Origin of the sequence: Streptacidiphilus sp. MAP5-3 (assembly GCF_041262505.1) — a bacterium.
In the GTDB taxonomy this organism is placed as follows: domain Bacteria; phylum Actinomycetota; class Actinomycetes; order Streptomycetales; family Streptomycetaceae; genus Streptacidiphilus.
The window spans coordinates 399132-422043 of record NZ_JBGCCL010000003.1 but is presented as its reverse complement, the minus strand read 5'-3'; the positions used below and the strand labels follow the sequence as shown (position 1 = coordinate 422043).

At 69.4% G+C, this 22912-nt stretch carries 29 protein-coding genes; 27 read left to right on the top strand and 2 right to left on the bottom strand.

Annotated features, from left to right (window positions below; genetic code table 11):
* Positions 1–121: 121 nt before the first annotated feature.
* The 25 genes from ABH928_RS08230 to ABH928_RS08110 all read left to right on the top strand — a co-directional run bounded on the left by ABH928_RS08230 (position 122) and on the right by ABH928_RS08110 (position 21246).
* Positions 122–1660 carry a phage portal protein gene (locus ABH928_RS08230; protein WP_370063662.1) on the top strand — a complete coding sequence of 513 codons (1539 nt, stop codon included), beginning with the start codon at positions 122–124 and terminating at the stop codon, positions 1658–1660.
* The gene (locus ABH928_RS08225) at positions 1653–2375 is read left to right on the top strand and encodes a hypothetical protein (protein WP_370063660.1); all 723 of its coding nucleotides are present in this window, start codon (positions 1653–1655) and stop codon (positions 2373–2375) included. The genes ABH928_RS08230 and ABH928_RS08225 overlap by 8 nt, the downstream gene beginning before the upstream one ends.
* A 12-nt stretch (positions 2376–2387) precedes the next feature.
* Positions 2388–3935 carry a DUF6582 domain-containing protein gene (locus ABH928_RS08220; protein ID WP_370063658.1) on the top strand — a complete coding sequence of 516 codons (1548 nt, stop codon included), beginning with the start codon at positions 2388–2390 and terminating at the stop codon, positions 3933–3935.
* Between the two features lie 138 nt (positions 3936–4073).
* On the top strand, positions 4074–5438 hold the full coding sequence (locus tag ABH928_RS08215) for a hypothetical protein (protein WP_370063656.1): 1365 nt from the start codon (positions 4074–4076) through the stop codon (positions 5436–5438).
* A gap of 77 nt (positions 5439–5515) precedes the next feature.
* The gene (locus tag ABH928_RS08210; protein WP_370063654.1) at positions 5516–5803 is read left to right on the top strand and encodes a hypothetical protein; all 288 of its coding nucleotides are present in this window, start codon (positions 5516–5518) and stop codon (positions 5801–5803) included.
* A gap of 3 nt (positions 5804–5806) precedes the next feature.
* Positions 5807–6478: a hypothetical protein gene (locus ABH928_RS08205; protein WP_370063652.1), complete on the top strand. Its 672-nt coding sequence runs from the start codon at positions 5807–5809 to the stop codon at positions 6476–6478.
* Positions 6479–6491: 13 nt separating this feature from the next.
* On the top strand, positions 6492–7151 hold the full coding sequence (locus ABH928_RS08200; RefSeq protein WP_370063650.1) for a hypothetical protein: 660 nt from the start codon (positions 6492–6494) through the stop codon (positions 7149–7151).
* Positions 7148–7645 (top strand): hypothetical protein, encoded by a 498-nt coding sequence (locus ABH928_RS08195; protein ID WP_370063648.1) that lies wholly within the window; start codon positions 7148–7150, stop codon positions 7643–7645. The genes ABH928_RS08200 and ABH928_RS08195 overlap by 4 nt, the downstream gene beginning before the upstream one ends.
* A 12-nt stretch (positions 7646–7657) precedes the next feature.
* On the top strand, positions 7658–7858 hold the full coding sequence (locus ABH928_RS08190; RefSeq protein WP_370063646.1) for a hypothetical protein: 201 nt from the start codon (positions 7658–7660) through the stop codon (positions 7856–7858).
* On the top strand, positions 7855–9030 hold the full coding sequence (locus ABH928_RS08185) for a hypothetical protein (protein ID WP_370063644.1): 1176 nt from the start codon (positions 7855–7857) through the stop codon (positions 9028–9030). Before ABH928_RS08190 ends, ABH928_RS08185 begins: the two co-directional genes overlap by 4 nt.
* A 120-nt stretch (positions 9031–9150) precedes the next feature.
* Complete coding sequence (locus ABH928_RS08180) at positions 9151–9501, top strand: hypothetical protein (protein ID WP_370063642.1); 351 nt, start codon at positions 9151–9153, stop codon at positions 9499–9501.
* A gap of 38 nt (positions 9502–9539) precedes the next feature.
* Positions 9540–9749 carry a hypothetical protein gene (locus ABH928_RS08175; RefSeq protein ID WP_370063640.1) on the top strand — a complete coding sequence of 70 codons (210 nt, stop codon included), beginning with the start codon at positions 9540–9542 and terminating at the stop codon, positions 9747–9749.
* Positions 9750–9763: 14 nt separating this feature from the next.
* Entirely contained in the window at positions 9764–10210 is a 447-nt protein-coding gene (locus ABH928_RS08170) for a hypothetical protein (RefSeq protein WP_370063638.1), read from the top strand.
* Between the two features lie 50 nt (positions 10211–10260).
* Complete coding sequence (locus tag ABH928_RS08165; RefSeq protein ID WP_370063636.1) at positions 10261–10773, top strand: SHOCT domain-containing protein; 513 nt, start codon at positions 10261–10263, stop codon at positions 10771–10773.
* A 59-nt stretch (positions 10774–10832) separates the two neighbouring features.
* Complete coding sequence (locus ABH928_RS08160; protein WP_370063634.1) at positions 10833–13670, top strand: phage tail tape measure protein; 2838 nt, start codon at positions 10833–10835, stop codon at positions 13668–13670.
* Between the two features lie 21 nt (positions 13671–13691).
* The gene (locus ABH928_RS08155; RefSeq protein WP_370063632.1) at positions 13692–17159 is read left to right on the top strand and encodes a hypothetical protein; all 3468 of its coding nucleotides are present in this window, start codon (positions 13692–13694) and stop codon (positions 17157–17159) included.
* A 64-nt stretch (positions 17160–17223) separates the two neighbouring features.
* Positions 17224–17781 carry a hypothetical protein gene (locus tag ABH928_RS08150; protein ID WP_370063630.1) on the top strand — a complete coding sequence of 186 codons (558 nt, stop codon included), beginning with the start codon at positions 17224–17226 and terminating at the stop codon, positions 17779–17781.
* A 15-nt stretch (positions 17782–17796) separates the two neighbouring features.
* Positions 17797–18054, top strand: coding sequence for a hypothetical protein (locus ABH928_RS08145; RefSeq protein ID WP_370063628.1), 258 nt, complete (start codon positions 17797–17799; stop codon positions 18052–18054).
* A 62-nt stretch (positions 18055–18116) separates the two neighbouring features.
* On the top strand, positions 18117–18584 hold the full coding sequence (locus ABH928_RS08140; RefSeq protein ID WP_370063626.1) for a hypothetical protein: 468 nt from the start codon (positions 18117–18119) through the stop codon (positions 18582–18584).
* Positions 18585–18589: 5 nt separating this feature from the next.
* On the top strand, positions 18590–18955 hold the full coding sequence (locus tag ABH928_RS08135) for a hypothetical protein (RefSeq protein WP_370063624.1): 366 nt from the start codon (positions 18590–18592) through the stop codon (positions 18953–18955).
* Complete coding sequence (locus ABH928_RS08130) at positions 18952–19134, top strand: hypothetical protein (RefSeq protein ID WP_370063622.1); 183 nt, start codon at positions 18952–18954, stop codon at positions 19132–19134. Before ABH928_RS08135 ends, ABH928_RS08130 begins: the two co-directional genes overlap by 4 nt.
* Positions 19134–20027 carry a hypothetical protein gene (locus ABH928_RS08125; protein WP_370063620.1) on the top strand — a complete coding sequence of 298 codons (894 nt, stop codon included), beginning with the start codon at positions 19134–19136 and terminating at the stop codon, positions 20025–20027. Before ABH928_RS08130 ends, ABH928_RS08125 begins: the two co-directional genes overlap by 1 nt.
* Entirely contained in the window at positions 20024–20596 is a 573-nt protein-coding gene (locus ABH928_RS08120; RefSeq protein WP_370063618.1) for a hypothetical protein, read from the top strand. The genes ABH928_RS08125 and ABH928_RS08120 overlap by 4 nt, the downstream gene beginning before the upstream one ends.
* A gap of 66 nt (positions 20597–20662) precedes the next feature.
* Positions 20663–20989 carry a hypothetical protein gene (locus ABH928_RS08115; protein ID WP_370063616.1) on the top strand — a complete coding sequence of 109 codons (327 nt, stop codon included), beginning with the start codon at positions 20663–20665 and terminating at the stop codon, positions 20987–20989.
* A complete protein-coding gene (locus ABH928_RS08110; RefSeq protein WP_370063614.1) occupies positions 20986–21246 on the top strand; it encodes a hypothetical protein in 261 nt (86 codons plus the stop codon). The genes ABH928_RS08115 and ABH928_RS08110 overlap by 4 nt, the downstream gene beginning before the upstream one ends.
* Before the next feature lie 61 nt (positions 21247–21307).
* Here ABH928_RS08110 and ABH928_RS08105 read toward each other — a convergent pair whose 3' ends face one another.
* Positions 21308–21562: a hypothetical protein gene (locus tag ABH928_RS08105; RefSeq protein WP_370063612.1), complete on the bottom strand. Its 255-nt coding sequence runs from the start codon at positions 21560–21562 to the stop codon at positions 21308–21310.
* A 64-nt stretch (positions 21563–21626) separates the two neighbouring features.
* On the bottom strand, positions 21627–21950 hold the full coding sequence (locus tag ABH928_RS08100; protein ID WP_370063610.1) for a hypothetical protein: 324 nt from the start codon (positions 21948–21950) through the stop codon (positions 21627–21629).
* A 198-nt stretch (positions 21951–22148) separates the two neighbouring features.
* On the opposite strand from ABH928_RS08100, the gene ABH928_RS08095 reads away from it, so the two are divergent.
* On the top strand, positions 22149–22400 hold the full coding sequence (locus ABH928_RS08095; protein WP_370063608.1) for a hypothetical protein: 252 nt from the start codon (positions 22149–22151) through the stop codon (positions 22398–22400).
* A complete protein-coding gene (locus ABH928_RS08090; protein ID WP_370063606.1) occupies positions 22384–22911 on the top strand; it encodes a DUF6879 family protein in 528 nt (175 codons plus the stop codon). Before ABH928_RS08095 ends, ABH928_RS08090 begins: the two co-directional genes overlap by 17 nt.
* The last annotated feature ends 1 nt before the right edge of the window (position 22912 follow it).

Here is a 22912-nt window from a genome sequence, read left to right as displayed (position 1 = left end):
GACCCCGACGACCAGCAGCCCGCAGACGACGACCAGGACGCCGATGACGTCGGCCCGCTGACCGCCGAACGCGCCGCCGCGCTGATCCCGAAGCACATCTACTGACGAGGGGGTGAGCGCGGTGGCGTTCTTCGACCGCCTGCTCCACCCCTTCCGCGAGGCCGCCCTCGCCCCGGCGCCGGTCCAGGCCGGGAGCACCGCACCGCGGCTCGGCTTCGAGTACGGCATCGGCCGCATGGGGCTGACGGAGTGGAACCAGGGCACCGACGGCTCCGGCAACGCGCAGAACCGGGCCGCGCAGCTCGGCGAGCTGTACGACGCCTACCTGGCGTGCCCGTGGGCAGCCGCGTGCGTGGACACCATCGCCCGCACGATCACCGCGGGCGGGGTGCAGATCGACTGGGACGCGGACACCGGCGAAGGCGAAGAGATCCCGGCCAAGCCCGCCAACGTCCTCGCGCTCCAGCAGCTGCTCAACTACGTGAACCCGCGTGAGGACATCCGCCAGTTGCTCCGCGGCTGCCTGATGGACCTGCTCGTGTTCGGCGACAGCTTCATCGAGGTTGTGTGGTTCCTCGGGCTGCCGATCGCGCTCTACAGCATCGACGTGCCGTCGATGCGGATCATCGCGGACGCTCACGGCGAGGTCGAGAAGTACGTCCAGATCACCGAGCAGTCCCAGCGCGCGGAGTTCGCGCCCGAGCAGATCATCCACATCTCTCTGGACTCGCCGCGCGGTGGCGTCTACGGCGTCTCCCCGACCCGCAAGGCGCTGCTGTCCATTACGACGTGGCTGTTCTTCAAGGCCACCCAGAAGGAGCTCGGCCGCAAGGGCATCCCGCCCACGCTCCACGTCGACCAGCCCGCCGGCACCTCGGACGCGGACATGCGCCGCTGGGACTCGCAGTACCGGCAGCGGAATCTCGGCCCCAGGAACATCGGCGCGCCGATCGTCACCCGGGCCGGTGCCGTCATTGGCGAGCTCCAGCCCGCCAAGTTGGCGGATATCGAGTCGACTCTCACGCAGTGCCGCGACGAGGGCCTGACGGTCTACGGCGTCCCGCCAGCGCAGATCAGCATCATCGAGTCCGGCAACCTCGGCGGCGGCACCGGCGAGGCCCAGTTCAAGACGTTCCAGGTCAACACCTGCCAGCCGTACGCGCAGGCGCTTCTGGAGAAGCTGAACTTCGCCCTGCTGCGGGCGTTCGGCATCACGGACTGGCGGATCAACTTCGGGGCGATCGACTGGCGCGACTCGCAGATCATCGAGGGCATCTACGACACCCGCCTGCGCAACGGCGCGTGGACGCTGAACAAGTACCGCGATGCGATCGGTGAACCGCCCGTCGACGGCGGCGACGATCCGGTGCTGGTGGACCGCCAGAACCTGGTGCTGTGGTCGGACATGGCACGCATGAGCGAGGCGATGATCTCGAAGAACGCCGCCCCGGCGGCTGCCGCCGGGATCGACCTGACGGCGGCTGGCATCAACATGCAGCCCGACCAGGAGCCGGAACCGCTCCCGCCCGCGCTGGCCGCGATCGCCGGTCACCCGCCCGGCCACGACGACGGCCAGGACGACGAGGACGAGCAGGACCCGCAGGAGATGTGGGACCTGGTCTACCAACGGGTCCTGGCCGAAGCGCTGGCCCGTGTCTGAAGCCCGCGTCCAAACGCGGGCGCTGCACGGAAAGTGGCGGCGTATCCACCCGCGCCGCCAGGCGCTACACGCCACCGCGGCCGCGCTCGTCCTGGACGCGTGGTTGCAGGACCTGGACAGCTTCGACGTCGACGAGCTGGTCGCCGCCTACCAGCGACAGACGGCAGGCCAGGACGCCGATCACCGCTTCCAGGCGGCGCTTGCGCTGATCCTGGGCGCGCTGCTCGCCCGCCCCTGGACCAACACCCGGGCCGCGCTCAACCTGTCCCGGGAGCGGGCGTGGCTCGCAGGCCTGGAAGCGGCCGGGACGCATCTGCTCCAGGGCGGCGGAATGGGGACGGTGCCGCCGGGCGACGTCGGCAGTCTGCTTTCGGCGCTGCTCGCCGCCACTGCCCGCCGCCTGGCACGACTCCTTGCGGCCAGCTCCGGGACCACGCGGCAGATCGCCGCGGCCCTGCTGGGCGCGCTGGGTGCGGGCGCGGATCTGCTCCTGGCCGTCGACGTCCTCGTCTCGCGGGCGTACGGGCGGGCGCAGCGAATCGCGTTCCAGGCCGCCCAGATCGCCCTCGTCGCATGGGTCACCGTCGGCGACGGCCGCGTCTGCCCAACCTGCGAGGACAACCAGGACGAAGGCCCGTACCCGCCGGCCGCACTCCCGGACCTGCCCGCGCACCCGAACTGCCGCTGCACCTACGAACCCGCCGACTCCGGCTGACGGGAGGACACCATGGCTGGCATCGCCACCATCCGTGGCACGGCCATCCGGCCCGGCGTGAGCCGCAACGGCCGCCTCTACACCCGCGAACTACTCGCCGCGGCCGTCGCGAAGGCCCGCGAGCGCATCGCCGCCGGCGACGGACCGCCGATGACGATGCTCACCCACCACGGCGCGGAGGACGACTCCTCGCGAATCGTGGGCCGCCTGACTGACCTGACGCAGCGCGACGACGGCAGCGTGGCGTTCACCGCCGAACTCGCCGACACGCAGCACGGCCGGGACCTGGCCGCCCTGGTCACTGGAGACGAGCCCTTCCTCAAGGGCGTGTCCATCCGCGGCTGGTGGGACGGCAATGTGCGCACCGTCCAGCACCAGGGCCAGCGGGTCGAGACCGCCGACAGCCTCACCCTGGACGGCCTGGACTTCACCAAGACCCCCGGCGTCCCCGGCGCAGGGGTCGAGGGCAGCAGCGAGCTGGCGACAGAGACCGCCGACGGCCGCCGCCTGGTCTACGAGTCCGTCACCGAGGCCACCGCCAAGCCGGTCCGCAAGCCCTACGGCGACGTCCTCTACGCCGACCCGGGCTACCGCGACGGCGTGAAGCGGTACCCGATCGACACCAAGGCCCACGCCAAGGCGGCCTGGTCGTACATCAACCAGGACGACAACGCGCGTCTCTACAGCGTTGCGCAGCTCAAGCGCATCAAGGGCCGCATCAAGGCGGCACTCAGGAGGTTCGGAGTGACCGTCAGCCAGGAAACCGAGACCCGGCTCGGCGACATCACCGAGTACTTCCCCGACAGCTCCGGCGGTCAGGGCGGGTTCTGCATCGACGCCTTCAACGGCCCCACGTGCCTGACGCTGCGCGTCGCAGGTATTGATCCCGCCGAGCTGCGCGTGATCGCCGCCGCAGCGATGGACGCGGTCTGCGGCGCACTGGCCGCGCTCGACCCCGACATGGACGCCGACATCGACGTCCCCGGAGCCCCACACGCGGACACCGACGGCGACATGGAGGCCGTCTCCGGCCAGCCGGACGACGACCAGATGGAGACCGCCCCGACTGTCCCCGCCGCCCTCGCTGAGACCGCCCCGACCACACCGGTCGGGGAGACCACCACACCCCAGGAGGTGCCCGCCGTGAGCGAGCAGCCCACCAACGCGGCCGTCGCCGAGGCGGCCACCCCGCAGGCCCCGGCCGCGACCATCACCCTGACGCAGGAGCAGTTCGGCGCCCTGCTCGACCGCATCGGCGCAGCCCCCGCCGCCCCCGCTGCGGAGACCACCGAGACCGCGCCCGCACCGGTCGCCGAGACCGAAGATCAGCGCATCTCCCGCCTTGTCGCCGCCGGCGTCTCCACCGCCGTCGAGTCGCTGAAGGCCGACCTGCGCAAGGAGATGCAGGAGATGGGCCCGCGCCGGGTCGGCCTTTCGATCCAGACCAAGACCACCGAGTCCGACATCCCCACCGACCGGGCCTTCCACGAGCTCCCCTCGGCCAAGCGCGAGCAGGTCGAGAAGGACGAGCTGCTGCGCGCCTTCGGCTTCGCCAAGTAGCAGCCCAGCCAACTGAACACCCGACCGCCCCAGCCAACACGAGCTGGGGTGCCCGCCATGGCAGCGATGGTCACCCGCCCCTGAAGCCCCGAGCCACCTGGCCGGGGCTTTTCTCATGCCCCGAAAGGTGATCTCGCCATGGCGACCGAACTGAAGGAGGCACTGACCGCATCCGGCGCCAGTGCCCTTATCCCCAAGGTCATCGACCCACAGGTGCTGGACTACCAGCGCCGGTACTCCCCGCTGGTCCAGGCCACGCCCACGAAGCAGATCAACACCACCACGTACTACTTCAACCAGCTGACCAACCGCGTCGCTGGCGGGTTCGTGACCGACGGCGGCGCCCGCCCGGTCAGCAACTCGACGTACGTGCAGAACCAGTACCAGATCCGGCAGCTCCAGGCCGTCGGCGGCGTCACCGGCTACGCCCAGAAGGTCACCCAGGACGTCATCGGAGACCTGCTCGCGCAGGAAATCCAGAACACGATCCAGGGCCAGTACTGGGACATCGAGACCGCCCTGCTGTGGGGCAACTCGGGTGCCACCGCGAACGACCCATGGCCGCAGTTCGACGGCCTCGACACCCTGGTCAACATCTACTCCGGCGTCAACCAGAACGTCATCGCGGGCGCGGGCGCGAACCTCTCCCTGTCGCTCATCAACCAGATGATCGACCTCGCCGAGACCAACGCGGCCATGTCGGTCTTCAGCACCAACTGGATGATCATCGGCAGCAACACCGCGTTCTCCATGCTCGCGGAGCTGTTCACCAACCAGCAGCGCTTCATGGGCTCCACCGAGGTCGCCGCCGGCCTCAACGTCCCGACCTACCGCGACATCCCGCTGGTGAAGACGTCGTTCCTGTCCACCCACGGCGTGCAGGTCGGCACCGTCACCACCACCCCGGCCGCCACCGGCGGCACCCTGGCGACCGGAACGTACTACTACCGCGTCGCCGCGGTCATCGCCCGCTCCGGCGAGACCATCGCCTCGGCCGAGGTCTCCGCGACCACGACCGCCAACACGTCCACGGTCACCCTGGCGTTCACCACCCCGACCGGCCAGGACGGCGCGTCGCCGATCTCATACAAGGTCTACCGGGGCTCGGCAGCGGGCGGCGAGACGCTACTCGGCTACGTCGACGCGATCGTCGGCACCGGCAACGACGGCATCACCCCCGTCTACGCCACCAGCATCGTCGACACCGGGTCCGCCCTGGTGCCACAGAACGGCGCGACCGTCCCCGGCGTCCTGCCGACCGCCTACAACGGCACCAACGCCGGGGCGAAGCCGCGCAACGCCGGAATCGAGGACCTGTACCTCGTCCCGCGCGACGCGAACTTCATGGTCCGCCCGTACGTGCGCGAGATCCAGCCGATCGAGGTCGCGCCGACGGTGCTGTCCCCGGACACGCTGCCGTTCGCGATGGCGACGGACACCTGCCTTGCGGTCCGTGCGCCGCGGTACGTGACCAAGCTCGCGAACGTCGCGATCTCCCTGTAGCCCACCCGCGGTTGGTCCGGCCCCGCCTACTCCCGGGGCCGGCCCCGCCCGCTCAACTCCTGATCGGAGGGCCCGCGATGCGGGTACGCAAGCTCCACACCGGCTCCAGCGGCCACGGCCACGTCTGGAGCGAGCCCGGCCAGGTCCTCGACATCCGGCCCGAGGACGCCGCCGAGCTGGTCGCCATCGACCCGCACGAGTTCGAGGTCCTCCCGGACCTGCCCGAGGCCCTGGAGGACGACGGCGAGGACCAGGGCGACGACGCCAACGAGGCGGCCACACAGCCAGACGCCGAGCCGGAGCAGGTCACCGAGCCCGAGGCCACCAAGACGCGCGGCCGGCGCCCCCGCGTCACCGAGGCGTAGCCGATGGCCGGGGACAGCGTCGCACCACTGTGCACCTGGGCTCAGCTCACCGAAGGCCCGTTCAGTGACCTGGTGCGGTCCTGGACCAGCACTCAGGCGCAGACGGACCTGCTGGCCGAGGCGACCCGGGAATGCGAAGAGCACTGCGACCGCAGGCTCGCGCCGTTCACCGGCCTGATCGAGAGTCACCGCGCCGAGGGGATCGACCCGGACGAGTACGTCGACTCCGGCGCGATGCCGCTCGACCTGGCCGGGTCCCTGGGCCGCAACTGGGCCGCCAGCTTCGGCAGCACGGCGATGATCCGGCGAGTCCACCTGTCCGAGTACGCCCCGCGCTACCCGGAGCTGTGGGCCTACTCCGACGTCACCGTCCAGGTCGTCCGCTCCTACGGCGGCAGCGAGACCGTACTGCCGGGGAACCTGACCCTGGGTCCGCAGCCCGACACCGGGTTCCTGTGGTTCCAGCTCGGCCAGTTCATCCCGGAGGCCTCCGAGCTCGTCATCACCTACGGCGGCGGCTACCAGACCATGCCAGCCTCCCTGGTCCGCGCCGGGAAGTACATGGCCGCCTCGATCGCGGCCACCGAGCTGGATCCGCTGTTGCAGCAACACGGCCACGACCCGGACTTTCTGCGCTCGAAGGCGGAGGACATCCTGGAACGCTACGTCCGATAGGCGGTGGAGGCCGTTGTCCTGGGCACCGTCCAAGCACCGCCGCAAGGGCCACAAGCTGTCCGCCACGGCGCGGAAGAAGATCTCGGAGCGACTCAAGGGGCGTCATCTCAAGCATCGCGTGACGCACCACAGCGCCGGGCGCCGTAAGGGCCACAAGCTGTCCAAGGCGGCCCGACAGAAGATCAGCGAGAAGCTGAGGGGCCACCACAGCAAGACCAAGCGGAAGATCTCGCACCGCAAACGGCGCACGCTCTCCGCGGCCACCCGGCGCAAGATCAGCCAGCGTCTCAAGGGCCGTCACGAGAAGCACCGCAAGAGCGCCAAGCGGCGCAAGTCGACGGTGAAGCACCGCGCCCGGATCACCCACCGCAGTACCCGGCGGCACACCGGGAAGCGGGGCTCGACCGGCCACCACGGCACCCGCAGGCGCGGCGTCCGCCATGCCGGGCCGCGTAATCGCCGCCAGGGCCGCCGTCACTGGGGCACCCACGCCAGGCGACACCACGTCTTGGACCGGCAGCACAAGCACCACGTGAAGCGGGCCACCAAGCAGGGCCACCACGGCAAGCAGCCCCGCTACCACTCCCGCAAGGCCCAAGCGGGCGGCCGGATCGCGCGCCGAGCTGACGCCGCAGCGCGTCGACACCAGCAGCGGAAACGGAGGCGCAGGTGAGTCTCGCTGACGCGGTCGCCCGTGAGGCGGACTGGCTGCTGACCAGCGGCGACGGCCTGCCTGCCCTCGCTCAGGCGGACGGCGGTCCGTTCGAGGTGGTCCAGGCCTACCTGCCTCGAACCCCGGGCATGCGGCAGACGGCGCTCTACGTCATCCGCCGCCAGTTCCCCACGAAACGCTTCGGGCAGCAGCGCCGCCTGGCGACCCATCACTTCCAGCTCCGCTGCCGGTGGCCGATCGGAGCGACGACCATCGGCACGCAGCTGGCGGAGATCGAGCAGCAGGCCTTCGACAACGCCCTGCTGCTGGTCGTCCAGCGGATCGAAGGGTTCGTCGGCGACAAGAGCCACGGCGGCCGGTTCATGTCCGTGGCAGAGGCCCCGAACGGCGCCGAAATCCTCGTCCAGTACGGCGACCCCGAGCAGGACATCCCCAACGGTTGCCTGACCGCCACGCTCACGTACACGGCCGACGACCAGGACTACACCGAGTAGGAGGCGCGCGGCATGTTGCAGCGCAACGCAACTGATCACCCGCTGGACGTGCCCGCGATCCCCGCGACCGTCCAGCCCGGCGAAACCGTCGACTGGAAGGACCCGATCGTCGGGTTCGAGCCCGTCGAGGCCGCGCCGGTTCCCGAGCCCTCACCCCCCAAGACCGCACGCAAGCAGGCCGCCGTCGCGGCTGGTGAGGAGCCGACCCCATGACCCAGCTCGCACGCAAGGGCATCCTCGCCATGGGCAAGGAGGTCACTCCGGGGGCCTTCCAGGCCCCGACGGTGTCGCTGCCCTACACCGGCTCCTCCGGCTACGAGGACGTGATCGCGTCGATCCGCGACGAGTCAGTGCGCGGCGACGACTCCGTGCTCCACGGCGTCTACCAGGGGCCCGCGCACTCCGAGTGGTCCATCGACCTGCTCGCCTACCCGGACCTGGTCGGGCACATGCTGTGCGCCACCATCGGCCCAGACACCGTCACCGCCGGGGTCTCGACCACCCTGTCCGCTGCAACCCTGGTGGGCGCGACCGCCATCCAGACGCCCGTGTCCCTCGCGGCCGGCACGGTGGTGATGCTCGACACCGGGTCACTCGTGGAGTACGCGTGGACGGACGGCACGGCGACAGGGACGGGCCCCTACACGTCCAACGTGACGACGGTGCTGGGCAAGATCGGCGCGAACCGGGTGGGTCTCCAGTACGCGCACGCGTCCGGTGTGGCCGCGGTGACGCAGACCAAGCACCAGTTCCAGCAGAATCCGGCCGTGGCGCTGCCGACGTACTCGTTCCTGTACTACGACACGATCCAGTGGCTGTCGGCGTCGTACGCCCGGTTCTCCGAGCTCGGCCTCAAGATCGACCCCAAGGGCGCGATCAGCCTCAGCACGAAGGCCACGGCCTTCCCCTCGGTACCCAACTCGACGGCGTCCGCCGCATACTCCACCTACGACCCGCTGCTCGGCTGGTCGTGGAACATGAACAGCGGCGGCTCCGCCTCGACGCGAGGACTCACCTGCGACGGGACCTTCAAGCGCGCCGTTGAGGCCATCTCCAGCTCCGACGGCACCCAGGCACCGCGCGAGATCTTCGCCGGGGCTCTGGAATACGACGCCACCCTCAAGGCGATCTTCGAGAACAACAACGACATCAGCCTGTTCCTCCAGAACACGCAGCTGCCGTTCACCGTGTCCGCGCAGCAGCCGGTCGCCCGCGGCGGCCAGTCCCTGTCCGTCACCTCGTCCAAGAGTGCCTGGACGAAGGGGAAGAGGGACATGGGCCAGGCGTACGTGCAGTCCGACTACTCGATCTCGGGTGTCGCCAACACCACTGACGGCGGCGTCGTCCAGGCGACGCTCAGCAACTGGCAGACCACGGCCTACTGAGCCGGTCTGCCCCTCTGTCTCCCGGTGCGCGGGCTGTGCGCGCTATGTCGTGTGAGGGCGCGGGGAGCGCGCCCCCACGCACCGGGACACCCATCCCCAACCCTCACGAAGGAGAACCACATGGCTGGATACGCCAACCGCACGATCTTGCTGGACTTCCCGGAGCTGTCCGAGGACGGCGACAAGGTCCACGTCATCATCCGCAACCCGAAGATGATGCCCGTCCAGGACCTCAACCCGCCGGACTTTCCGCTCCAGGAAGGCGAGACCGAGACCGAGCGCGACTTCCGACAGGGCCTCGTCGTCCTGGCTCGCCTGGTGGTGGCCTGGCACGTCTACGACGCCACCGACCTCAACGAGGACCAGGCCCTGCTTCCGCTCCCCGCCACACCCGAGCTCGTCGCCAAGCTGCCGGTCGAGATCCAGACGACCATGGGCGAGGCCATCAAGGCGGTCCGCAACCCGGGGTAGAAGGGCCGGACGACCTGGACGACCCGTACCTCACCGATGTGCTCTGGCCCGCGGAGAGCATCTACGACGGCACGTGGGCGTCCGGCCCAGCACCCGCCGAGCTCATCGACTTCGAGCTCATGCGCGAGATGCATTGGTCGTGGGAGCAGTTGGAGGCCACACCGCTGTACGTGCGCCGCTACGCCTGGGACCTCATGCTGACCCGCCGCCGCATCCAGCGCGAGAAGGACAAGCAAGCCAACAGCTGACGAGGAGGCCCGCGGTGCTCACTGTTCGTGGAGTAGACGACCTGCGGGCCGCCCTCGAGGAGATGACCACCCGCGTTCAGCGGGCGACGCCGCAGGCGGTCGAAGCTGGCGCGAAAGAGATGAAGTCAGCGGTGCAGGCCAAGCTGGAGCTCAAGTCGCATGCTCGGGGGACGCCGACGCCTGCGGCGCCCGGCGAGCCTCCGGCGAAGATCGACGGCAGACTGCGGGACAGCGTCCGCTACGACCCGCCGATGCAGACCCAGCCCGGCCTGTGGATGACCGTCCTGGGCGCGACTACCGTCTACGCCGCGATCCACGAACTGTCCGGCTGGGCCGGACGCAACCACGCAAGCTTCATCCCGAAGCGCCCGTACCTGCGCCCCGCCGCCGAAGAGACCATGCGCAACCCGGCGTTCAGGGCGGCGTTCGCGAAGATCTGGGCCGTCGCGATCCAAGGCTGACCTTCACGAAACCGCCACACGGCGGCCCGAGCAGGGCTAGGTTCCGGGGCATGACACAGCCCCAGCCCCAGCTGCCCATCGTCGTGAAGGGGAACCTGGGTGAGATCCGGTTCGACGGTTGGACCGTGACCATCCACCACTCCATGCCGGGCATCCCCGACGGCTCGATTCCCATCGATCAGCTCACGGGCGTTGAGCTCAAGTCGGCGAACGTCGTGCAGAGCGGCCTGATCACGCTGCTGGTCGCGGGCACGGTAGCGCCTCGTCGGCGCATGGCCGCCCGGGCCAACCCGTTGGCGCTCCAATTCTGGCCAGGCCAGACGAAGCGGTTCGAGGAGCTGCGCAACGTGCTGCTCGCCGCGATCGCGACCAGGCGCGCACCCCAGCAGCCCGCGGCCTACGGGCAGCCGCAGCACCCGGCACCGAACGCCTTCCCGACCCCGCCCGCCGCATCGCTCACCGACGAGCTCCAGCGGCTGGGACACATGGTCCAGCAGGGCCTGCTGACACCCGAGCAGTTCGAGCAGGCGAAGCAGCAGCTGCTCGGCGGCCCGAGGTACTGATCTGACCTGAACCCGTGGCCACCGTGCCACCCCTTCGAATTCTGGAAGGCGGTGGCACGGTGGCCGACTCATTCCTGCCCCCAGTCGTCGTCGAGCTCGGCGGCGAAGACACGGGGGCCGTCGAGGCCATCAATTCGTTGATCAAGGCGCTCGGGCGAATTCCCGACGCCGCCAAGGTGGCCGCGGACGGCTTCAAGCTCGTCACGGACTCTGTCGTCCAGATGAGCGATGGCGTCCTGGAGCCGCTCGACGCCGTCAAGGCCAGCATCCGCGGCGTGGCCTCGGCGATGCGCGCCCTCGCGAAGACCGTCCAGACGACGGACGACGAGGGCCAGACCGCGATGGACCAGCTCGCGGCCAGCGCCCGCGAGATGGGCGCAGCCGTCACCGAGGGCGCAACCGCGGCTCGGACATCGCTCGCCGAGCTGGGCGCGACGATGGGTTCGCTCGGCACCGAAGCGGAAGCGTCAGCCACGGAGGTCGCGACCGCGACCACCGCGGCCGGCGACGCTGCGGTCGCGTCCGGGGAGAAGTCCGCCGCGGCGATGTCGGAGACCGCCAGCGGCCTGATGAAGTACGCCACGGGCTTGGCAGCCGCCGGATTCGGCGTCTTCGAGGCGATCAAGAGCGCCACCAACTTCCAGGCCTCCATGACGCGCTTGCAGACGCAGGCAGGCCTGACGGGCGAACAGCTCAAGCAGGCCGGGATGACGTCGAAGCAGCTCGGCGACACGGTCCTCAACATGGGAACCCAGTTTGGGTTCACCGGCAATGAGATGGCCCAGGCGCTGTACCACCCGATCTCGGCAGGGCTCGACCTGAAGTCAGCGCTCATCGTCACGGCCGATGCGGCGAAGGAGGCGCAGATCTCCGGGGCGAACCTGGAGGACACGACCTACACGCTGTCGTCGGTCATGAAGGCGTTCAACTTCTCGGCGGCGCAGGCCACCCCGACGATGGCGTCACTGAACGCGATCGTCGGCAACGGGGACACGACGTTTCAGTCCCTCAACGACTCGATCAAGTCCTGGGCCCCCACAGCGGCAACGTTCGGCGTCAGCCTGAACTCCGTCGGCGCCGCGCTGGACTACATGACCGACCGCGGCGACACGGCTGAAACAGCAGGCACAAAGCTGTCGATGATGATGGCCCTGATGGTCGGCCAGTCGAAGCAGGCCGCTTCCATCATGGTCACGCTCGGGATGAACTCGACGCAGGTCACAGCCTCGACCAACGCCATGGCCGAGGCCTTGAAGAAGGCCGGCGTCACCCAGGGACGGATGGCGACGGACCTGAAGCAGCCCGACGGGCTGTACATCGCGTTGAACGACCTGCGGAACCACATGATCGCCGCAGGAGTGTCCGGAACCGAGGCGAACAGCCTGCTGGTCAAGGCATTCGGCGGCGGCAAGAACTTCAAGGGCGTCACCGAGTTGATGGACAACCTCGGCGGCCTCAAGGACAAGTTCGACCAGCTGAGCCAGGGCGGCAGCGTCCAGCAGTGGCAGGACGACTGGACGAAGGCGTCCGGCACGCTCAAGGTGCAGTGGGACCAGCTGAAGTCCGGCCTGGAGAACCTCGGCACGAAGATCGGGACGATCCTGATCCCGCCCATGGAGAGGTTCCTCGGGTGGATCCGCACCGGGGTGGGGTGGATCGCACAGCACAAGCAAGCCGTACAAGCCCTGGCAGCGATCCTCGGCGGCGTGCTGGTCGGCGCGCTGGTCATGGTCGGGGGTGCCATCGCTGAGGCTATGGCACCGCTCCTCGGCGTCGAGGCAGTGATCGCCGCCGTTGCTGCGGCGGTGATCTACGCCTACACCCACTTCAAGGCTTTCCGCGACGTCGTCAACGCGATCGCCGGGTTCCTGAAGACGGTCCTGGTCGGGGCGTTCCACCTGGTTCAGACGGTGATCGCCGCGCTGGTCTCGTGGTGGAAGAGCCACAGCAAGGAGTTCTCCGCTGCGTGGGCGGCCGTGGTCCACGAGGTGCAGAAGTGGGCGAAGTGGTTCGACGACAACGTCGTCGCGTGGATCCGCGCCCGGGTCGCTGACCTGGTGGCCTGGTGGAAGGACCACAGTCAGGAGCTGGCGGACGTCTGGCGCGTGATCTGGACGGTGATCCAGACGGTCGTGAAGGTGTGGTGGGACGGCTACTTCAAGCCGACCCTCACGATCATCGCGGCGACCTGGAAAGTCGTCTGGGGCGTGATCCGAGACGTCTTCAAGCTGGTCTGGGGCGTCATCTCCGGCGTGCTCACCACGGTGATGCACAACATCATGAACACCATCGCGATCGTGCTCGACATCATCACCGGCAAGTGGGGCAAAGCCTGGCAGGACGTTAAGAAACTCGTCTCGCAAGGCCTGTCCGACGTCGTCCACCTAATCGGAACAGCGGCTTCCGGATTCGGGACGCTGCTCTACGACGCGGGCAAGAACGTCATCCAGGGCCTGATCAACGGCATCAAGAGCATGGTCGGTGGGATCGGGGGCGCGATGGGTTCCATCGCCTCCTCGATCCGCTCGTTCCTGCCCTTCTCCCCGGCTAAGCAGGGCCCGCTGTCGGGCTCGGGCTCGCCGGATATCGCGGGGGCCAAGATCGGCGAGATGGTCGCCAGCGGCCTGACCAGCTCGACGGCCAAGGTGACCCGTGCCGGCCATTCGCTGGCCGGGGCCGCGCAGTTGGCCATCACCGGCAACCAGGGGCTCGGCGGTCTGGCGCTGTCGGCGTCCGGCATGGCTGCTGCGGCGGCGGCCGGGGCGGGCGGCGACTATCCGCCGATCATCGTGCAGGTCGACGGACGGCAGCTCTTCAAGATCCTGCAAGTCCAGGCCCTGCGGAACAACCGTCGGAACCCGACCAACGGCCTCGGCCTGGTCTACCAGGGCACCTGACCGAGCAGCGGGAGGTACACCATGGTCAACCCGCTGCTCGGCAGCCTGATCGACTCCTTCACCGAGGGCACCTTCAACACCGCGGTGTGGAACGGCTCCAGCTCGGTCGGCTCTGGCTACGTCGGGCTCGGGTTCCCCGGCTCGGCGTTCATCCAGGCCAGTACCGTCTTCCACATCATCAAGGCCAACGGCCCGTACAACGCCTCCAGCCAGTCCTTCTCGGCCAAGGTCACCCCGCTCGCAGCCGGGACGGGCGGGACGAGCGCGACGACCTATGTGGAGATCCTGGCCGACGCCAACGACCAGGTCCGCCTCCAGGTCAACACGGCCACCGGCAGCTTCCAGGCGTCAACCACCACCGGCGGCACCGCGACCACCGTCAACCTGCCCGCTTACGACCCCACACAGCACGCCTGGTGGCGGCTGCGCGAGGTCGGCGGCTCGTGGGCGTTCGACACCTCGCCGGACGGCGCGGCCTGGACCACCCTGGCGACGATCGCCTACGGCTGGTCCCCAGCTGCGGTCGCCGTGCAGTTGTCCTGCGGCACCAGCTCCGGCACGCTGACCGGGAACGCGTACTTCGAGCACGTCAACACCCCGCTGGGCGCGTCCACCCTCCTGCCGTCGTGGCCGCAGGTGCGGTTCCAGGTCGCCTTCAACACCGGCGGCAACATGTCGACCCAGCCGTCGTATGTCGACCTGTCGTCGCGCCTGCGGCAGTCCTGGTCCGCCGAACTGGCCGGGCGGCAGTACGAGCTCGACCAGATCCAGTCCGGCCAGATGACCTGCACACTGTGGAACCTGGACGGGGCGCTGGACCCGACGAACACGGCGTCGCCGTACTACCCCAACGTCATCCCCATGCGACAGTGCCGCCTCCAAGCGGTGTGGCCGCCGACGCGGAACCTGGTCCCGCAGGCCGTCAGCAACGCCACCGCCGCCGCTTCTCAGTGGTTCCCGTTCACCGGCAGCGTGGCCCCGGTCTCCGGCCTGGCACCGGCCCCGACCGGCCACGCCACGGCCACCGCCTGGACGTTCCCGATCACGTCGAGCCTCGCGAATCAGTACCCGCTGGTGACCGGCGAGACCGGGGGCAATGCTGATCCGCTGTCGTGGCCGGTGGTCGGCGGCAAGACGTACACCTGGTCGTGTTGGGCGTCCCGAGCCTCGGGCGGCGATGCGTCTCTGGGCATCACCCAGAACGTCCTCTGGTACGACCAGACCGGCGCGCAGGTCGGCTCAGCGGGCGCCACCATCGCCAGCGTCCCCGTGCAGTCGGGCTGGGCGCAGAACACGATCTCGGCCACCGCGCCCGCCACCGCAGTCGAGGCCCGTATCGGCACGTGGCTCACGAACACCGCGACGACCGCGGTGAACACGATCTACCTGACCGCTATGCAGTTCGAGCAGGCCTCGGCGCCAACGGCGTGGACGGCCGGCGGCGTGGTCTACCCGCTGTGGACCGGCTTCGTGGAGCGCTGGCCGCAACAGTGGGACTTCTCCGGCACGTACGGCATGGTCGACTTGACCTGCATCGACGTCCTCGCGGGACTGGCCCAGTTCACGCTCCAGCCGAACTTCCAAGCCAGCCTGACCGCGCTCGGACCGCGCTTCATCTACCCGTTCAACGACCCAGCCGGGTCGACGTCGTTCGCGGATGCCACCGGCCGGAACGCCCCGCGCATCATCGGGAACTCCGCGCTCGGCGCGGGCAGCGGAACGGTCACGCCGGGCAGCAGCGTGCAGGGCAGCGGCGCGGTCGGCGTCGCGGGCCCCGTTACTACGGTCTCCAACTCGCCGTCAGGCAGCGGCACGACCAGCACGGGGAAGTTCATCGCGACGTCGGCCAACACGTTCTTGCCCACCTCGGGCGGCTGGACGAGAATCATCTGCTTCCGCACCTCGGCGGCGCTGCCCCCGACGAACCAGTTCCTGACCCTGTGGGCCTCGACCGGCCCCGCGTTCTGGTCCGGACAGTCAGGCTCCCAGGGCGTGTTCATCCTTGGTGTCAACAGCAGCGGCAACGGGTTCGGTTGGGTCACGAACGGCGCGAACACGGCCACCAGCACCGTCACTGTTCCCGAACTGGTCGTAAACGATGGAAACTGGCACATCATCATTGCCCAGCTCTCCGCCGACGGGAAAACCTTCACCGTCGCAGTGGACAACTACGGCCACTACTCCACCACAACGACCGATCTGCACCCCAGCGGCTGCGTCACCGACGGCATCGGCGCCCTCGAATACCGCTCGATCCATGCATTCCAGGACGCGTTCGCCGGAGACCTGGCGTACGCCACCGAGTTCGACTACGCCATCGGCAACACCGCGGCGTACGACCTGGGCAGCGGCTTCGCGACCGGCTGGGCCGGGGAGTTCTCCTCCGCCCGGATCCAGCGCATCCTGAACATGGTCCAGTACCCGGGCGCGTTCGGCTGGGAGGGCTCGACCGTCAAGATGGGCGGCGCGAACCTGGCGGGTACCGACCCGGTGTCGGCGATGACGCTCGTCGGAGACACCGAGGCCGGGCAGGTCTACCCGGACAGCAACGGCGTGCTGTGGCTGAACGGTCGTCTGTGGCGGTACCTCCAGCCCAACCCCACCATCGTGTTCGGCGAGAACCAGGCCGCAGGCGAGGTCCCGTACCTGGGCGACCTGGCGATGGACTTCGACACCACGCACATCTACAACGTCGCCCAGGTGAGCCAGATCGTGGCACCGGGCGGCACACAGCCACCGGACCTATACGTCACCAACGCCGCCTCAGAGCAGACGTATCTGCCCCGCACGGTGCAGCGGTCCATCAACACCTACGACCCGACGCTCCAGCAGGCAGCGGGGCAGTACCTGGTGTCGCAGTACGGGCAGCCGCTGCCGCGGTTGTCGGCGCTGAACGTGGACGTCGCGGCAAACCCTGCGCTGCTCCAGCAGATGCTGCCGGTCGGGTTCGGGACGCGGGCGCAGGTGAACCGCCGTCCACCGTCCGGCCCAGGTGCGGCGGCCATCTCGGTGCAGCAGTTCGTCGAGCACGTCACGTGGAACGGCGATGACCAGGGCAACCTCAAGGCGACGCTCCAGCTCACCCCGGCCGGGCCGTACCTGAACTGGTGGGTTGCGGCGTCGCTGCACACCACGGTGGCGACCGCCTCGACGGCGGGCACTGCGACTGTGACGCTGTCGGCGCTGACCGGGTCGGCGACGAACCCGGCCGCCGCGGTGCTGGTGCCGGGGACGCAGCTGACCCTGTCCTACGGCACCGCGAATGCGGAGACGCTGACCGTGAAGTCCGTGGCCTCCACGGTGGCGGGTTACACCAGCGTGGCGGTCACCTTCACCGCGAACACCGCGTTCAACCACGCCGTCAACGACGTCGTCTGCCAGCCCCTGCCTGCCAACTATGCGATGCCGCCCGCGACCCTGGCCAGCTACCCGAGCTCGCTGGACGCCCTGGCGACGCTCTCGGCGTCCGGGCCGCGCGCCGCCTACTGACCCCCTCTCACCCGGACCGGCTCCCGTTCGCGTGGGTCGGTCCTCGGCATGCCTGGAGGTGCCCATGACGGGGCTCGCCCCACCTGTCCCGTATCAGTGGAACGTCGGCGACGTCGCGACGGCCGCGCTCCTCGACGCGCAGCTCTACACCGGGCTGACGTTCCTGCTCAACCCACCGATGTTCGAGGCCGTCCAGACCGCGACGGGAACGCTCATCACGAGCAGCGCCAGCAGCTGGACCCCGATCAACTTCGCGGACGCTGCCGGCATCATCGCCGACACCTACGGTGGCTGGTCATCGAGCACTCCGTCGCGCTACACCGCCCAGACACCGGGCTGGTACTGGGTGTCCGGGACCATCTGCTTCCCGAACAACGCGACCGGCAACCGCGGCATCCGGATCGCGAAGAACGGCAACGCGGTCCAGGGCACCGGCACGCTCGTCGGCGGCGCGGCCTCCGGCCAAGACACCGCGATCGCCACACCCCTGCGGAAGATCTACCTCAACGGGACCGGCGACTACATCGAGGTCCACGGAACCCAGACCTCCGGCAGCTCCCTCACCACGGCCATCGCCGGGGACGTCGACACCGCCTTCTCCGTCTCCTTCGCGCACCTCTGACCAAGGGAGCAGCACATGAGCACGGTCCAGAGCGTCACCCAGTACAGCGTCCAGTTCAACATCACCCGGACCTCCGACGGCTTCCAGGACAACGGCTCCATTGTCCTCGGAGACCCGTCCTGGACCGACGCGGAGGTCGGGGCGTTCGTCCAGGCCATGGAAGCGCTGCCGCTGCCAACCGGCTGCACCATCCAGGTGATCGTCGGCAAGAGCTCGCAGGCCGTCACCAGCTACACCACCGACACCGCGACCAACCCGATCACGTTCACCTGACCCAGCCCCGCCCCTGACGCCCCGCCAGTGTGCGGGGCTTTCGCATGCCCGGAGGCACCCTCATGTCCCACGTCCACGACGGTCCGGTCGCTGCCCACGATCAGGCCGGGTCTGCGCACTGGATCGCTCACGTTCCCGCGCACGAGCCGCGCGAACACGATCCGCACTACCACCTGTTCCACGCCGCGAAGGAGCGAATGCGGCGACTCGGCCTGCTTAAGTGCGCCATCCCCGGCTGCACCTTCCCGGGGCCGATCGAGCTCCACCACACTCACATCGAGTTCTCCCTGGCGGGCGGCATCGACCTGGACCTCGCCTCGCAGGCGTACGGGCACCACTTCGACGACGACAACGCGTTCGCCGAATGGTGCGAGTCGCCCGGGAACCTGGAGCCGCTGTGCGCGGTCCACCACCGCACGCACCTCGGCGTCCACGTCCTGCCCGGGCCGCTGTGGGAGCCGCTGCGCGTGTGGCGCGCGGAGATGGCCCCGCCCGCCGAAGTCATCCCCGCGCGCGAGGCCGCCGAGTGAGCCGCGTGACGGACTTCAACGAGCGGCTCGGCGTCCGGGCCACACGCATCTTCGGCAGCATGTGGACGACCTACGGGTTCTTCGCCTACGGGTTCCTGCCGGTCATCTTCCCCGCCTGGATGGCCACGCTCCTGTACTGGTCCAACAGCGTGCAGCTCTGGAGTCTGCCGCTGCTGATGGTTGGCCAGATGGTCATGGGTCGCGCCGGGGAGCGGCAGGCGCGCGAGACGCACGACGCGGTGATGGAGGAGCGGCAGCTGCTCCTGGAGGACCGCGAGCTACTGCGCCAGGAGCTCGCCGAAGAGCAGGCGCAGCGCAAGCAGCTGGCCGAGCTGGTCGCCAGTCTCGTCCCAGCGGCGGCCCCCGAATGACGTTCTGGACGTGCCTCGGCGGGGCGAGCGCAGCCACGGCCCTGATCGGCGCGATCACCAAGGTCGTTCAGTGGGTCCTGGCCGTGAACGCCGACCGGGCCCGCTTCGCCCGAGCCCTGAGCCGCATCGGCAGCGTACTCGCCGACGACGACAACGACGAAGAGCAGGAGGCCCGTTGATGGCCAGGACCATGTACGACGCCGTGACCGTGGCGAACCTCCCCGCCGGCGCGCCGCTGTACGCCGGATACGTCGACGGCAACTACGCCAACGTCACCGAGATGCGGGCGAAGTACCCGCACGCGACCATCGTCGAGATCGCCGTCTTCGCCAGCACCAACGCCGGCCACGTCCTCGACGTCGAGACCGGCGACGCCACCCCGACCGAGGCGCCCGGCTGGGTGCTGCGCCGCCGTGCTGCGGGCGTCGACCCTTCGGTCTACTGCAACACCTCGACGTGGCCCGCCGTCCGCGCCGCCTTCCAGGCCGTGCGAGTGCCCGAGCCGCACTACTGGGTCGCCCAGTACGACGGCGACCTCACCATCCCTACGGGCGCGGTCGCGAAGCAGTTCGCCGACCCGGGCCCGTACGACATCAGCTCCGTGGCCGACTACTGGCCCGGCATCGACCCCCAGGAGACCGACATGCCCCTCACCGCTGCCGACGCCGCCCTCGTCGCCGAGACGCTGCTCCAGACAAAGCTCGCCTCCCCGTTCCGGAAGGGCCCGGACGGCAAGCCCGCTCAGATCTCGGTGGCGGCCTACCTGGAGTGGCAGGACGAGCACTACGACCAGACGCAGCACGCGATTGCCGAGGTCGACGCGCAGTCGAAGACCAACGGCTCCGGGCTGTCGGCGCTCAAGCAGCAGGTCGACGCGCTTGCGAAGACGGTCGCCGCCGTGTCCGCGCCGACGCTGACGGACGCCCAGGTCGCCGCGCTCGCCGCACAGGTCGCGCCGGTCCTGGTGCCGCAGCTGGTCGACGCCCTTGGCGCGGCACTCGAAGCCGCCAAGGCCGCGCCCGCCGCGTCGGTGTCTGCTCCGGTGGCCGTCACCCCTCTGGCCACCGCATGACCGCCGCCGCGCTGCTTCAGCCGGGAGACTTCGGCCTCGTCCACTCCACCTCGCAGACCGGCCAGCTGATCGGCGCGGCGGAGTGGCTGGACGAGCTGACGCAGGGCCACTGGTCCAGCGCCGATCGGGCGTCGCTCTACCGGCACGCCTTCCTCGTCGAGGCCGTCGACGGGAACACCGTCCACGCCATCGAGGCCCGGCCGTCCGGCGCCGGCCGCGCAACGTACCGGCTGGATAACCCGGCGATCCTTTGGTCCGCCGGACGCCTCCGCGACTCGACCGGGCAGCCGGTCATGCTGACCACCGAGCAGCGGCAGCAGATCGTCGCCTGGGCTGTCGCCCACATCGGCGCCGGATACTCCTGGGTCGCCTACCTGCGGCAGGCCGCCGTACGCCTGCACGTCCCGGGTGCCGGAGCGTGGCTGGCCCACCAGGTGCAGGCCAGCGGGCAGTTCATCTGCTCGCAGTACACCGACGCGGCCTACCAGGCAGCCGGAGTGCACCTGTTCCGCGACGGCCGCGCGCCGTACGACGTCGCCCCGTCCGATCTGGCCGACCTGCTCGGCTGACCCGCACCACCAACCCGTCCGGCCCGCCAGCGTGCGGGCCTTCGCCATGTAGAGAAGGGGGCGGCCGTGACGTCGCTCATGGAGCAGCTCAGAACCGAGCTGGAGAGCAAGAACGCCCGGACCCAGGCGGGCCGGTTCGTCCGGCTGACTGCCGCAGGGTTCGCCGCGCAGACGGCCACGCTGGGCACCTCGCACCTGTCCGGGCACGCCCTAGCGGCGGCGCTGGTCGGCGTAGTCGAGATGGCGTGGCGTCAGTGGGCGCCGACCGTGCCGTGGTCGACAGTCGCGGCCAAGCTGCACCTGGCCGCCGTCCAGCAGGCCACCGCCCCCGCGCCTGCCGCAGCCGTGCCCGGTGCCCCAGCCGCGCCGAAGCCGCCAGCGGCAGCGGAGTGACCGCGCCGCTGTCGATCCCGGACGGCTCCGTGGTCATCACCCCGAACGAGGTCTACGCCGAGGTCCGGGCCACCCGCGAGGCGGTAGGGGAGCTGACCCGGAAGCTGGACCAGGTCCCCGGGCGGGTCGACGACCACGAGCACCGCCTCCGGGCGCTGGAGGAACGCCGGATCCCGCACAGCTCCGTCACCGTGATCACGGCCGTGGTCTCGGCCGGGGCGCTGATCGCCGCCGTATGGCCCGCATTCGGCCACTGAACCACCGCCCCCGCTCCTGCTTCGGCAGGCAGCGGGGGCGGTCTTCGGCATGGTGGTGACCTCAGGCCCGGAGCTGCTCCGCGCGACTGAAGCCTGCGCGGGTGAGCTTGATAAGGCCCGGGAAGCGTCCCTCGGGAGCAAAGTGGAACTGCGGTTCGGCCAGGCCAAGCTGTTGCAGGTCGTCGCAGGCGGCGCTGAATTCCGCTCGACTCACACCCAACTGCTCGACGAGGCCATCCGTCTCCGTCAGTTGGCTGTGTGACCGCTCATAGACCGCCACCAGTACGCGGTCGCGGAGGCTACCCGGCTCGGACATGATCACTCCCAGCTTCCGGGGCTATCTGCTTCGACCGTAAGTCGGCACCGGCCAAGGCGCCTGTTCAGGCGGCATCCGCCTGTTCGCGGGCGGCCTTCTTGCGGGCCTGCTCGATCGGCCAGCCGTTGCCTTCGGCGAGTGCCTGTTGGGTGACTGGGTGCCGGTGGATGGCCATGACGAGGGCGAGCTCGGCGGCGCGGAGGCGCTGCGACTCGGCGGTCTCCTCCTCGGTCCAGCGGGCCCGGTCGATGACCTGCTCCGGCTCGGGGAAGCGCTCGCGGTACTCGGCGGTCTTGAGCTGGGTGTAGTCGGCGAGGGCCAGGCTCGCAGAGTCGAGCTCGCGCTGGAGCTGGACTAGGTCGTCGGGGATCGGGAGAGCGTCAGCCATATGTCCGAGCGTACGTCCCAGGAGTGACAAGGCCCGTGAGGAGGTCACCAGCAGCCCAACGGGTCGTTCAGCCGGTACTGCTTCGGCTGGCGGCACGGACGGTTTTCGGGCTAAACGTCACCGCCCCTTGACGTGCTGTCACGTTCGCCGCAATCGTGACGTGTAAGACCACGTAAGCGACTCACACAGGAGGCTGCGATGGCACTACAGTTCATCGACTTCGACGAGAACAGCGGCGCGAACAACTCGCCCACCATCTGGGTCGAGGACACCACCGGGGACCTCGTCGTCCAGAGCTACGAGCTGACCCCCGAGACTCTCGCCGATGTCCACAAGAACCCTGCTCCCGGGCATCAGCCTGGAGTTCCGGCCGGGGAGCTGGTGATCCGCATCCCCGCGCGCATGCGGGACGCCATCAGGAAGGCCTGCGACGTTGCCGACTCGCTTTGAGGAGCCCTTCTACACCTGCACGTCCAGGGCCTGGCACCTCGAAATGCGCGACAGCTACGAGGGGACAGCGGAAGACGACCCCGACTTTCACGCCTGGCGTGCGGCCGGGTGTCCGGACCTTGAGCTCGACTGGGTGCGGACATACCTGAAGGACTGGACAGACGTCACCAGGGCGATGGTCGGGCGTGGCGTCGACGTGCGCCGAGCCCGCATTGTCTCCGAGCCCGTCACGGAGTACATCAGGTGGGAGCACCAGCTGACGCCTGTGAACCTGGACGGCGGGGAGAAGGTCCGCTGGCTCTCCCGCGCGGAGTGCTCTGACCTGTTCCTCCCCGGGAACGACTTCTGGGTGTTCGACGACACGGTGATCCGCTTCGGGTACTTCAAGGGCAACGGCGGCTACCTCCGCGACGACTACCGACGGGAAGCGTCGCTGATCGGCTCCGTCGCCGACGCGTTCCTGAAGGTCTGGGAGCGGGCCGTAGACCACGAGGACTACAAGCTCCGCTGAC